Genomic DNA, 13,045 nt, shown 5'->3' with positions numbered 1-13,045 from the left:
GCGAAAAGTCAGCCTGGAAAAGAGAAATCAGATTATAAATGCGCGATGCAGCGTAAACAAAGGCGGATGCCTGTCAATGCGATTGCTAAAAGCAAGTGGATCAAATTTACTTTCATGCAGTTGCGTCAGCACGAAAGAATGATCAGAAAAATCAATGAGTGGGGAAAAGTCAACGAGGTCAATTACCTCAGCTTTATATTCTTCAGTCTCATCCTTTTCTTTTAACAGTAACGGAACAACAATCGAGCTGTGATGAGCATGAAGAACAAGTCCGTGATGATCGTCAATCACACCGGAGTTTTGTGTCACTACGGTAAAAAATGCCGGTGACAAAAACTGGAATAGCAATGCCAGGAGCACTATTCGCATAAGTTGTCTTGAGATTCCGGTCATCTTAACGTATTGAGTTACACAAAGGTGTATAGTTTTTTGAGAAACTAGATTGTGAATATATGATTTTTTTTGGAATGTAATACCCGATTCGCTTTTGTCAACTTTTGTGTTAACGATTGCAAATCAGATTAATACTTCTCCAGAAACTTCATCAAGGTTTTTATTTCTTTCTCTTTCAAAGCCGGGAAGTTGGCGATTCTGAAGGTAACAGGCTTATAATTGCCATAGCCTTCGCCCAGTAAAATACCTTCTTTCTTCGCGCTCTTTTTAATGGTTGCTACAGTTTGTTCATCCGCTGTTACCGGTATCACCGTGTAGGATTGTACAGCTTCTTCATTCACGAAATGGCGTATGTTTTTTCTGCTTTTCAGAAAAATGATCCACTTGTTGTAGCGCTCTTCGATCAGATCGTGCGTGGCTTTTATAGCGTCCATATTTTCCAGTACGCGCATTAGTAAGTAAATGCCGAGCACGTTGGGAGTAAACGGTGTCTGCCATTTGTCCATCATCTCCGTCATAAACATAAGGCTGTTATAGTGATTCTTCTCGTTGATCGTCTTGACACGCTCGATGGCTTGAGGGGAGCAAACCATCAGTCCCAATCCTGCAGGCAATCCAAAACATTTCTGTACAGAAGCCAGCCATATATCTGCTGATTTAAAATCAAGATCGATACCTGCCATGGAAGATGTAGCATCGATCGCGAGTAAATACGAAGGATTGTTTTTCTTGATTGCACGAATAATCGCGTTACTCACCTGCGTGCCGTTGGAGGTTTCGTTTTGCGTTACGCAGATGAGACCTTCTTTTAAATCGAAGATCAGTTTTTTAGGATCGAGTTTTTCATTTACATCAAATGGAAGCGGTTCTGCAAAGGGATGAATGCGTTTGGTATAGTCGAACCACTTCTGTCCAAAAGAGCCGTTGTATAAGTGGTAACTCTTATCCGTTACAATAGACTGCGCGATAATCTCCCAGCACTCCGTTGCTGAAGATGTAAAGAATACGGTATAGTTGCGCGGTATATTCAGTTTCTGTTTCAGCAGTTTTATAGTCTTCTCCGACATGCTCACGAAATCATCGCTGCGGTGATTGATGCTCATGATGCCTGCTGTAAAAGCATCTTTTACATATTTAGGTATTTCGTCATGTACACGTGATGGACCTGGATAAAAGGAGATCATGAGAATGAGGGTTTATTGCTGTTTAAGAAAATTCAACTATATATTCCGTGCTATACTTGTACTGCCAGGAGTACAAGGCTGTAGGTAATGATACGAGTATAAAATATTTAGGTTTATGTGTGACTTCACTGTTCATCGCGCATCTAACCTTTATTTCGCAGCTGTGCGTGTCTTGAAGTATTCAATAGCGAGTGCATAGCCTTCCATGCCAAAGCCTGTCATCATACCAACACATTTTGAAGTGATAAGACTTTTATGCCTGAACTCTTCGCGCGCATATACATTGGAGATGTGAACTTCCACTACGGGTGTAGAAATGCCACCAACAGCATCGTGAATGGCAACGGAAGTATGGGTATAGGCTCCGGCATTGAGAATGATGCCATCGAAGCTGAAACCGACTTCGTGAATCTTGTTGATGAGTTCACCTTCTACATTGGACTGATAGTAATGAAGCTCATGTTCCGGGAAACGCTTTTTCAGTGTTTCGAAAAAATCTTCGAACGAAAGGTTTCCGTAAACAGTAGGTTCTCGTTTGCCGAGCAGATTTAAATTAGGGCCGTTAATGATCTGTAGTTTCATTGGGGGGTGTTGCGATATTTCGAAAGTTAAAGGCACAGGTGAAGAATAAAAAACTTTCTTTCGCTTAATATTGAAGTATGAACTGGGAAATGCAGATGCGACATTTTAATAACTACCTGAAACTGGAGCGATCGCTTTCAGAGAATTCGGTAGAAGCATACCTGCATGATGTAGCCATGCTACAACAGTTTATCACGATGAAATATCCGCAGGTAACTCCGGTGCAGGTGACTACAAAATTACTACAGGAGTTTCTGCAGTATATAAATGAGCTGGGCATGAGCGCCTATAGCCAGGCGAGAATTCTCTCAGGCATCAAGGCTTTTTATAAATACCTGTTGTTCGAAGAGCTTCTTGAGAACGACCCGACTGCGCTGATAGAGGGCCCCAAGCTTGGACGAAAATTACCGGATACGTTAAGTTACCCGGAGATAGAAACGTTATTCAATGCTATTGATCTTTCTACGCCCGAAGGTGCGCGCAATAGGGCCATGCTGGAAGTATTATATAGTTCCGGACTCCGCGTAAGCGAACTGGTTGATCTGAAACTGAACAATATTTATTTCGACATAAATTTTTTGCGTGTAGTAGGGAAGGGCAATAAAGAGCGCCTGGTGCCTATCGGTCGCGATGCCGTAAAGTTCACGAAGATCTATATAGATGAAATTCGGGGTAAACATCCGCATAAGCCTCCCCATAAAGATTCGTCTGTTTATGTATTCCTGAATCGCCACGGTAAGAAGCTCACGCGCGTAATGGTGTTTACCATTATCAAGAACCTGGCCCTGAGCATCGGGTTGAATAAAACGGTTAGTCCGCATACATTTCGTCATTCGTTTGCTACGCATCTTATAGAGGGTGGTGCCGATCTGCGTGCTGTTCAGGAAATGCTCGGGCACGAATCGATTACTACCACCGAAATATATACTCACCTGGATCGTGATTATTTACGTCAGGTTATACAGGAGTTTCATCCCCGCTCCTGATTGGTAATTTACAGTAATTCATACGGGCGCGATTTTAGTACGCACCTGAAATGCTGTAACTTTGTAGCCTGTTGGACACGAGTCAAAAACGGTATGAAAAAAATATTTACGTATTAGAAGTATGAACATGAAGAAATATACTATAGCCGCCCTTGTATTGTTTTGCTGTTGCGTTACAGCAATGGCGCAGTCGTTTAAAGTTGTGGAAGCTCCCAACGCAGATGTAACCAGGTATGAAACTTTTACCGTTGTGAAAGGTGAAGTGATTACTCCAAAAGATGAGCGCAAGATGAGCGAAGAGCAGATCTTCGAGAAAATGAAAGCTGCCATCATTAGCGAGCTCGAAGCCAAAGGCTATCGCTACGTGCCGGATTCTACTGCGCAGATGGTAGTTAGCTATGTAACCGGATCGTTCAAGCAAACGGAAACTGAAAACCTCGGACCATTAGGAGAGACGCCTGCTTCAACAGCGGCTGACGTTGATCAGTCGCGTTCATGGTCACGCGATTTTAGGGAGACTTTACTGGAGATAGAAATAGATCACATGCAGTCGAAAAAAGATCTTTGGAAAACGAGCGGTACTCTGCTGATGGATACTACCGATATTAAGCTGATTGATGGAACAGTGTATAAAGCATTGCGCAAGTTCCCGAAACGCAAGAAGAAGTAATATATAGTTCGATATAGACTAAGTATATAAATAAAAATGCCTGGCTATATAGTCAGGCATTTTTATTATGAAGTAAAAGTTTTTCTTAGCGTAAGTTGAATTTTAAACCGCCGCTGATTACGATTTGATCGAAGTCACCGATCGTAGCGCGAATCTCAGAGAATGGCACAACGCTCTTGCCAAGCTCGAAGTTGATACCGCCACCCAGGTTCAAACCTACTTCAACATCGCTGTCATTATCACGATTGTAATCGTAATCGATGTTCCAGCGTGTAAAGTTCAAACCTCCAAAGCCATAGAATTCGAAGATGTCTTTGTTGTAGAAGTAGTAGTTTGCGTTAACGTTTACTTCGAAGAAGCTTACATCAGCGTTACCGCGATCCTCCGGAAAGTATACTACGAACTGAGGAGAGATAGTTACTTTGTTCGCTACTTTGAATTCACCGATACCACCAATTCCAACTTCATCAATGTCGCCTGATGCTGCTGCCAGAAAGAAACCTAAACGGTTCTTTACTGCTTGCTGTGCCTGCACATTCCCTGCTAACATAAGTGTCAAGCATGTAAGTGACGCAATAACTAAAAGTTTTTTCATAGGATAAACTAAATTTTATTTAGGGCGCGAACATACCATTTTTTAGGAATATCAATAGGAGAAATCCGCCAGTAGTTATTATCCTTGCCTAAGTGTATATCTTTGCCTTCATGTACAAATTTCTCATTCGCCCGCTCTTTTTTCTGATCGACCCGGAAAAGATCCACCATTTTGTGATTGCTGTTCTCCGCATAAGCGGAAGGATACCAGGGGGTAAGGCTATTCTTCGTTTTTTATTCCATTTTGAACATCCGCAATTGGAGCGTGTAATTTTTGGACTGAAATTTAAAAATCCTGTGGGCCTTGCCGCAGGCCTGGATAAGGACGCACGCATTGTTGACGAGATGGCGTGCCTCGGTTATGGCTTTATCGAGATCGGTACATTAACGCCGAAACCTCAACCTGGCAACGATAAACCCCGGTTGTTCCGGCTTCCGCAAGACCAGGCACTTATCAACCGCATGGGATTTAATAATGAAGGTGTAGCGGCCGCTGTAGAAAGGTTAAGAAAACGGAAATCGCCTGTGCTGGTAGGGGGTAATATAGGCAAGAACAAAGTTACCCCTAACGAAAATGCAATGGACGATTATGCGTATTGCTTTGAGGCGCTATATCCGTATGTAGATTATTTTGTTATCAACGTAAGTTCTCCGAATACTCCGGGTTTGCGCGAACTGCAGGAAAAAGAGCCGTTGCAGAAATTGTTAAGCCATGTTATAACGCTCAGCAAGCAGAAAGAAAAGTATAAACCTGTATTACTAAAGATAGCACCTGATCTTTCACCTTCACAACTGGATGATATAGTCTATATACTCAAGCAAACAAAAACCGATGGTGTGATTGCTACCAACACAACTATAGACCGAAGTGACCTGATTACACCCACTGCCGAAGTTACGGCTATAGGAAACGGAGGCTTGAGTGGAAAGCCATTAACGCTGCGCTCAACACAGGTTATCGCCTACCTGCGCAACATGCTGGGTAAAGATTTCCCAATTATAGGTGTAGGCGGTATAATGACTCCGGCAGACGCTGTTGAAAAACTAAAAGCCGGTGCAGACCTTGTGCAGATATATACCGGCTTTATATATGAAGGTCCTTCGGTTGTAAAGCGAATCAACAAGGATATACTAAATTATATCCAGGCAAAAGCTAAGGTATAGCCGTAAAGTATAGCGTGGCTTTTAGTGTTCCGTCAACTTCCAGGCCGGTGTCGGGATCTTCGTAGGTCTCGTCACGTTCAGCATAGATAGTAAGTTTTGTATCGGTAAGTTCCTTAATGGTATAGTCTCCGGACAGACTGATGTTCTCAATGGTATAGTTTACGCTAAGTGTTAGCGTATTGCCGTTTTGTACCCAGGTGCCGGTAGCCGATTGCCCTTCGTCTTCAATGGTTACGAAGCCATTCGCTTTAAACTCCAGGATGGCGTTAAACGAGTCGTCATCTTCATTGCGTACAGGAATACCAAAGGCTTCCAGCGTGAACTCCATGCGTGTGCCTTGCCAGCGTCCTTCTACCGTGCGGCTTACCTCTTCTTCATCGTCATCGCAAGCACTGAAACCTATTACCAGCAGGCCCAGCAGCAGCCATGCGTTAATTCTGCTTTTCATAACTTCTTTGTTTTTATTCCTTCGATATTCTTTGCGGAAGTTACTAAAACTAAATTATTGTGCCTGGTAAATATACCGCATCAAATAACCGACTGGCGACCCATAAAACTTTCTATATAGGTCTGTAACCAGAACGGTTCTTCGGCAAACATTTCGTAACTTCCAATCGTACCACGGGGTGAGGCGCTGAAAAAACATACGCTGAAAAATACTCTCTCCTTATGAAAAAGAATATACCTCTTAAGGCAGTTCTGTTACTGCTTTTATCCACGATTATCCTCTGGTCGTGGAAAAGATCTGATGGTCCGGACAAGATTGTTTATACCAAGCCTGTGGAAACGCGCATTACCATGTGTGGTTCCTTTCAGCCATACTTTCTGGATACAACCTATACGGCTCGTATTTTACCGGGGCTGGGTAATCTGCATTACCCGGTAACAACCACTTCTATCAAGGCCCAGGAATTTTTTGAACAGGGCTTGCGACTTGTCTATGCCTTTAACCATTGGGAGGCTATACAAGCTTTTCGCGAAGCGATACGAATCGATCCTGAATTTGCAATGGGCTATTGGGGCTTGGCATTGGCGTACGGTCCTAACCTGAATGATGTAAACCCGAAAGACCGCGAACGTATTGCATACGAATCAGTACAGAAAGCAAAAGCGCGCATGGGTGTTATATCGCAGGTGGAAAAAGATCTGATTGCTGCCATGGCTGCGCGGTATAATGGTAAAGCGTATGACAATCGCGATTCGCTAAACCGGTCGTATGCGGAGGCGATGCTCAAGCTTACACGTATATACCCTGACGATGCAGAAGTACAAACATTGTGTGCCGATGCGATTATGAATACCATGCCATGGGACTACTGGAATAAAGATGGATCACCAAAACCGGAAACGGCTACCGCGAAAAATGTTCTGGAGCTTGCGCTGAAAAAACATCCGGAACATCCCGGGGCGCATCACCTATATATACATCTTGTGGAGGCATCACCTTCTCCGGAGTTGGCGTTACCGAGTGCCAAGTTTCTGGAGACAGCCATGCCGGGGGCAGGACATCTGCTGCACATGCCAACACACATCTATATTCGTACGGGGCAATATGCTCGTTCCATTGAATGGAATGTAAAGGCTGTTCAGGTTGATGAAGATTATTTGTCAGCTTCTGCCAACCAGGGTATGTATCGCATGGGGTATTATCCGCATAATATAGACTTCATCAGTTTCAGTTCCTATATGGAGGGCAGAAGTGCGATGGGTATACAAAATGCGATGAAGCTGGCCTACAAGGGAAGTATGATTACTGAAAGTAATCCTGTTATTGCACAATACTATAGCGTTGAGCCGATGCTTGCCTTTGTTCGCTTTGGTAAATGGAATGATATACTGTCGTTGGCTGCTCCGCATAGAGACATGGTATATATGAATGCGATCTGGCGTTTTGCGCGTGGTATAGCATTTGTGAGGGCAAAGAATATAGATCAGGCGTCTATAGAATTGGTTAAACTGGATTCGCTTTCAAAACACGAGGCTCTTAAATCTGTTTACTTTTCTTTTAACCCGGCTTCTGACATTGTGCAGGTGCCGCTTCATATTTTAAAAGGTGAATTGCTGCTGAAGCAGAATAAGCTGAACGAAGGACTGGCTGCTTTACAGGATGCCGTTAAGGCGGAAACAAATCTACGCTACATGGAGCCCCCGGACTGGAAAATTCCTTCGCGCCATTTTCTTGGCGCTGCGTTATACGATGCCGGTAAATTTGCAGAGGCTGAACAGGTATATATGGAAGACTTGAAAGTAAATCGTGAAAATGGATGGTCGCTGCTGGGGCTGCAACTGAGCCAGCAGAAACAGGGAAAAAAGACAGATGCTACTACTATAGCAAAACGATTTTCCAAGAGCTGGAAGAATTCTGATGTAGTGGTGACTGCCTCGAGGTATTAAAATCCAGGGACACAAAGTATACAAAGAAGGCTCAAAGTACACAGCGTAAATATACCCTGTCCTTTGAGCCTTCGCTATTTATAGTATGTTATTCTTTTATACCCACCAGCTTCAGCATAAAGGCATCTGCAAGGGCTTCATCTTTCAGGGCCTGAAATCTTCCGGATGATCCTCCATGGCCTGCGCTCATGTTGGTTTTGAAGAGGAGGAGATTTTTGTCTGTTTTCATCGTGCGTAGTTTGGCTACCCACTTGGCCGGTTCCCAGTATTGTACCTGGCTGTCGTGCAAGCCGGTTGTTACCAGTAAATTCGGATAGTCTTTCTTCTCCACATTATCGTATGGCGAATAGGACAGCATATACTCATACTCTTCTTTTACGTTCGGGTTGCCCCACTCTTTCCATTCAAATGTTGTTAACGGTATACTTTCGTCCATCATCGTAGTGATAACGTCAACAAACGGAACTTCGGCAATAACACCTTTATAGAGGTCAGGGCGCATGTTCGTGATAGCACCCATCAGCAAACCTCCAGCACTGCCGCCATTGGCAAACAGTTTATCTTTCGCTATATATTTACTCTGCACCAGGTATTCCGAGCAATCGATGAAGTCGGTAAACGTATTTTTCTTCTTCAGCATCTTGCCGTCTTCATACCATTTGCCTCCCATCTCTTGTCCTCCGCGAATATGGGCTATGGTAAATACAAATCCGCGATCGAGTAGACTTAGGCGTGTAGAACTGAAAAATGCCGGCATCGAAAAACCGTACGATCCGTATGCATATTGTAATCCGGGATTACTTCCATCTTTTTTGAAGAGATCTTTGCGATACACGATCGATACCGGTATCATAACGCCATCGCGTGCTTTAACCATGACACGTTCTGACTGGTAATTACTCTTGTCAAAACCACCGAGTACTTCCTGTTCCTTTAGCAATTTTTTGTCGTGCGTATCGACATTGTAGTCGTAAATCGAGTTTGGCGTAGTAAGCGATTGATAATTGTAACGGACAATAGCAGTGGTAAACTCAGGATTGGCCGACAGACTGGCATAATATACCGGCTCATCAAAGTTTACGGTGTGATCAGCTTTATCGCTCCAGCGCACGATGTGTATTTTGCTTAGCCCCTCCGTTGTTTCCTGTAAGGCGAAGAAATCCTTAAACAGATCAACCTCTTCCAGGAATACCTTGTCGTTGTGAGCGATCACATCAGTCCAGTTTTCTTTTCCGGGTTTTGTCACCGGGGCCTCCACCAGACGGAAGTTGGGTGCGTTCAGATTGGTAAGTATGTAGAATTTATTGTTGGCGTGATCAACGCTATATTTCACATTGGCTTGTAAAGGTTCGATGATGGTTGCCTTACCTTTCGGATGATCAGCATCCAGGTAACGTTCTGCCTGTGCATCGGTTCGGTTACTGGTAATGAATATATACTTTTCTGATTTTGATTTGTGAATGGAGCATTCCAGCGTGGAGTCCTTTTCGGTATAGATCAGCTCGTCCTGCGATGCCGGTGTGCCCAGTGTATGGCGGTATACTTTATTGCCGATAAGTGTTTCCGGATCGCCCTGTACATATATAAACGTCTTGTTGTCATTATACCATACCATCTCACCTTCGGTGCCACCAATCTTGTCAGGATACAGGTTGCCTGTTTTCAGATCTTTTATACGGATGGTATAAAACCTGCGCCCTACTGTATCGGTTATGATGCCGGCCAGCATGTGATTGGGACTTACCTCGGCATCAATATCAAAAAAGTCGTGACCTTTACTCAGGTCGTTGCCATTTACGATTACTTCTTCGGCTGCTTCCAGCGATCCTTTCTTCCGACAGATCACCGGGTATTCATAACCTTCTTCGTAGCGGGTATAGTAATAATAATCATCAAGCCTGTAGGGAACCGATTCATCTTTCTCTTTGATGCGCCCCTTCATTTCACGGAACAGTTTTTCTTGCAGGGATTTGGTATCACGGAGCATCGTGTCTACATAAGCGTTCTCAGCTTTCAGGTATGTAATAACAGCGGAGTCCTCGCGATTCTTGAGCCAGTAATAATCATCCACGCGCTTGTGCCCATGGCGTGATACAATTTCATAAGGCTTTTTTTCTGCTACCGGTGGTTTAACATCCGGGTATTGGGTCGTTTCTTTTTTAGGATTGCACGCAGCCATAATGACTATGCCTGCGAGTGCAAACCAGTGTAGTGTTTTCATAGGGTGATAGGGTGAGTTGATTCAGACTCGCAATATCCGCAGATTGACGCTATACTAAATGGCGTGGCCAATAATCTTTTATGAGCGGTTGCTACGAACCATTGGCTCGTAAATAATGAATGCTGTTTGTATACTCGGCTCGTAAAAAAGCGGCTCTAACAACGCAGTGCCTGCAGTAAACTAAATCAAGTAACCTAGTTGATCTTTACCACCTTGCGAATTACTTCTGTATTGTTATAGCGAATCTTTATGAGGTATGTACCTTCCGGCAGGCCGTTCATTCCAATCCGGTTTTCACGCTCGATGCCTTGTATATTCTGAATCGTCCTCCCCATGACATTCAACAGGGTGATGGATGAAGGTTGAGCTTCCGAAAAGCTGATGATAATTTCGGATGATGTCGGATTCGGATATAGTATAATATTGTTATTGGTCGCTGTCTCATTTCCTGTGATGAGGTATACAAAATCGGCCGAGCGTCCGGTACATCCGTTGGCGGTTACATCTACCGAATATATACCGTTCTCCAGAAGACTAATGTCCAATGTCTGGCTGGTTGCCCCGGTGATAGCTTCGTTGTTCAGATACCACTGGTAACTTCCACCGGCTTGTGCCGATAAGGTAGAGCCGCTTAGGGTAACGGCAGCTACAGCGTTGCATAATTCATACTCGGCATAATTCCCGCGGGGTTCATTTCCTACATAGTAGAATCCGCCACCGACAGACAAGCGTATATCGGAAGCAGCAATGGTATATACATAGAAACCTCCTTCATCTTCGACAATGTCCGGGTTCCAGTCGTTGATTGTAGTCGTTGTAAGATTGAAAGATGCTATACCATTTCTCCCGACTCCTGCCGCTTCACTAAAATACCCGGCTACGTACAGGTCGCGGTTGTTGGCTGCAATGTCATTTACAAGTCCATTGAGAAAGGTTGGATTCCATGCAGTGGCCAGTCCCGAAGTTGCATCCAGGGCGGCAATACCATACGGTCTGTATGCGCCACCAATTGATTTGGGAAAGTCTCCCAATACATATACAGTATTACTCTTCACGATCAGTTTGGTGATGTATGATCCGTTTACTTCCGGTGCCCACGCGGCAAGGGCTCCTGTGGTTGCATCGACAGCAGCGAGGTGCGTTCGCGCTGTACCATTGATCTGGTTGAATGCACCCCCTATATATACTGTGTTACCGGATATATCGAGCGTGTTAACATACTGGCTGGTGGTTTTTCCATCGCCTGCTATCGGGTTCCAGGCATTGAGCGCTCCCGATGTAGCATCAACGGCAGCCAGGTTCGGGCGGATTGATCCGTTTACATTCAGAAACAAACCACCGATGTATAGTAAGTTGTCTTTGATCTTCATGCTGCGCACAATGGTATTATCAAATGTGGCGGTGGTTCCGTTAACTACCGGTGCCCAAGACAGAAGGGCTCCGGTAGAAAGATTAAAGGCCGCCAGATTTTTACGATTCGATCCGTTTACGGTGGAGAATGCACCCCCTATATATACCGTGTTACCTTGTATTGTCATGGTATATATTTCACCACCATCGTTCACTACGATAGGATAGGGCCATCGTTCACTCGTGGCTTCATTAAAGATAATGGCACTGCCCGGTACCTGCGAATTAACGATGGTAAAATATCCGCCTGCAAAAACAATACTGCCGTTAGTAGCTACAGCCTGTACATCAGAATTAAGATTGGGATTCCAGCTCTGCAGTGCTCCATTGCTGATCGCTACAGCTGCTATACCCGGCTGATCGGTGGAATTAATTTGATTTATGTAGCCTGCTATATATAGTGTTGACCCGGATAGAGCAAGTGCATAGACTGTAGAGTAGGCTCCCAGTTTTGCATCCCAGCTGGTAACATTTCCATTGGTTGTGCTGACAGCCGCTACTGAGTTGCGGACTGTACCATTGATCGTTGTGAAGAAGCCCGCAACGAACAGGCTGCTGCCCGACAACGAAACTTTATATATATAGCCGGTGCCGTTAGTGTTAGCTACCCAACCGACAATCACAGTGCCGGTGGTTGTTCCAATGTTGATGGCGGCTAAGCCTGTGCGGGGCTGTCCACCTACTGCATCAAAAATTCCACCGATATACATAGTGTTTGTTGCTGTGTTTACAGCGAGGGCATATATATCGTTATCAATGGTTGGAGGAACCCAGGTGGTAGCGGCCCCGGTGGTGGAGTTAAGAGCTGCAAGGTAATTTCGTGGTTGTCCGCCAATGGAAGAGAATTCACCGCCTGCATATACCGTTGTGCCTACTACTTGTATAGCATGTACAAAACTGTTTGGGTTCGGATTCCAGGGAAGGAGTGTATTGGTAGAGACATCAATGGCAGCGAGGTAATTTCTGGTCTGTCCCATTATCTCGGCAAAGTTACCGCCGATGTATAGCGTGGTGCCCTCCAGTACCAATGTACGCACATACGTGTTGGGATCGGGGTTGAAGTTGGTATCAAGTGTCTTGTCGGCTTTGATGTGGATAAGATTCCCGATCGGCTCATTATCAATAGCCGTTAACGATCCGCCTATATACCAACCACCCTGTCCATCAGAAATAACAGTTGCTATATTTCCGCTTATCCTCGGGAAGTCTGCATCGTATATACCGGTAGCGGCATCTATAGCGACAGCATTTCCTGAAAATTTACCGGTTTCATACATGCCTGATCCCATCAGCATGGTATATCCATTGCTGTGCGCGATGCGATCGGGCCCGTTTCTTACGACATAGGCATCAAGTCTGTGCGTGTTTGATTGTGCCGATACCTGCTGTATTAGAAACAGCATGAACAGCACACCAATGAACCGGTATATAGATTGGGTTTGCATAG

General features: G+C 44.5%; 11 protein-coding genes. 4 read left to right on the top strand and 7 right to left on the bottom strand.

Annotation, left to right across the window (positions count from 1 at the left end):
• Positions 1 to 27: 27 nt before the first annotated feature.
• From ACFQ21_RS08230 to aroQ, 3 genes are all read right to left on the bottom strand, one after another.
• Entirely contained in the window at positions 28 to 369 is a 342-nt protein-coding gene (locus ACFQ21_RS08230; RefSeq protein WP_377577466.1) for a hypothetical protein, read from the bottom strand.
• 152 nt (positions 370 to 521) lie between these two features.
• Complete coding sequence (locus tag ACFQ21_RS08225; protein WP_377577463.1) at positions 522 to 1,577, bottom strand: aminotransferase class V-fold PLP-dependent enzyme; 1,056 nt, start codon at positions 1,575 to 1,577, stop codon at positions 522 to 524.
• Positions 1,578 to 1,727: 150 nt separating this feature from the next.
• A complete protein-coding gene (gene aroQ, locus ACFQ21_RS08220) occupies positions 1,728 to 2,159 on the bottom strand; it encodes a type II 3-dehydroquinate dehydratase (RefSeq protein WP_377577461.1) in 432 nt (143 codons plus the stop codon).
• A gap of 77 nt (positions 2,160 to 2,236) precedes the next feature.
• On the opposite strand from aroQ, the gene xerD reads away from it, so the two are divergent.
• Both xerD and ACFQ21_RS08210 read left to right on the top strand, forming a co-directional pair.
• Positions 2,237 to 3,145 carry a site-specific tyrosine recombinase XerD gene (xerD, locus tag ACFQ21_RS08215; RefSeq protein WP_377577458.1) on the top strand — a complete coding sequence of 303 codons (909 nt, stop codon included), beginning with the start codon at positions 2,237 to 2,239 and terminating at the stop codon, positions 3,143 to 3,145.
• Positions 3,146 to 3,266: 121 nt separating this feature from the next.
• The gene (locus ACFQ21_RS08210; protein WP_377577455.1) at positions 3,267 to 3,815 is read left to right on the top strand and encodes a DUF4136 domain-containing protein; all 549 of its coding nucleotides are present in this window, start codon (positions 3,267 to 3,269) and stop codon (positions 3,813 to 3,815) included.
• A gap of 85 nt (positions 3,816 to 3,900) precedes the next feature.
• Here the strand turns inward: ACFQ21_RS08210 and ACFQ21_RS08205 are convergent, their stop codons facing one another.
• Positions 3,901 to 4,410 carry a hypothetical protein gene (locus tag ACFQ21_RS08205; RefSeq protein WP_377577452.1) on the bottom strand — a complete coding sequence of 170 codons (510 nt, stop codon included), beginning with the start codon at positions 4,408 to 4,410 and terminating at the stop codon, positions 3,901 to 3,903.
• A gap of 110 nt (positions 4,411 to 4,520) precedes the next feature.
• Here ACFQ21_RS08205 and ACFQ21_RS08200 point away from each other — a divergent pair, with 110 nt between their 5' ends.
• Entirely contained in the window at positions 4,521 to 5,573 is a 1,053-nt protein-coding gene (locus ACFQ21_RS08200; protein ID WP_377577449.1) for a quinone-dependent dihydroorotate dehydrogenase, read from the top strand.
• Here ACFQ21_RS08200 and ACFQ21_RS08195 read toward each other — a convergent pair.
• A complete protein-coding gene (locus ACFQ21_RS08195; protein ID WP_377577446.1) occupies positions 5,563 to 6,021 on the bottom strand; it encodes a lipocalin family protein in 459 nt (152 codons plus the stop codon). The two genes, ACFQ21_RS08200 and ACFQ21_RS08195, sit on opposite strands and share 11 nt — an antisense overlap.
• A gap of 221 nt (positions 6,022 to 6,242) precedes the next feature.
• Between ACFQ21_RS08195 and ACFQ21_RS08190 the strand changes: the two genes are divergently transcribed.
• Positions 6,243 to 7,967, top strand: coding sequence for a tetratricopeptide repeat protein (locus tag ACFQ21_RS08190; protein ID WP_377577444.1), 1,725 nt, complete (start codon positions 6,243 to 6,245; stop codon positions 7,965 to 7,967).
• 88 nt (positions 7,968 to 8,055) lie between these two features.
• Here the strand turns inward: ACFQ21_RS08190 and ACFQ21_RS08185 are convergent, their stop codons facing one another.
• Positions 8,056 to 10,188: a S9 family peptidase gene (locus ACFQ21_RS08185; RefSeq protein WP_377577441.1), complete on the bottom strand. Its 2,133-nt coding sequence runs from the start codon at positions 10,186 to 10,188 to the stop codon at positions 8,056 to 8,058.
• 194 nt (positions 10,189 to 10,382) lie between these two features.
• Positions 10,383 to 13,043, bottom strand: coding sequence for a T9SS type A sorting domain-containing protein (locus ACFQ21_RS08180; RefSeq protein ID WP_377577438.1), 2,661 nt, complete (start codon positions 13,041 to 13,043; stop codon positions 10,383 to 10,385).
• Positions 13,044 to 13,045: the final 2 nt, after the last annotated feature.

Source organism: Ohtaekwangia kribbensis (genome assembly GCF_042676245.1).
Classification (GTDB): domain Bacteria; phylum Bacteroidota; class Bacteroidia; order Cytophagales; family Cyclobacteriaceae; genus Ohtaekwangia; species Ohtaekwangia kribbensis.
The sequence above is the reverse complement of the archived record's forward strand: the minus strand, read 5'-3'. Positions and strand labels throughout refer to the sequence as shown.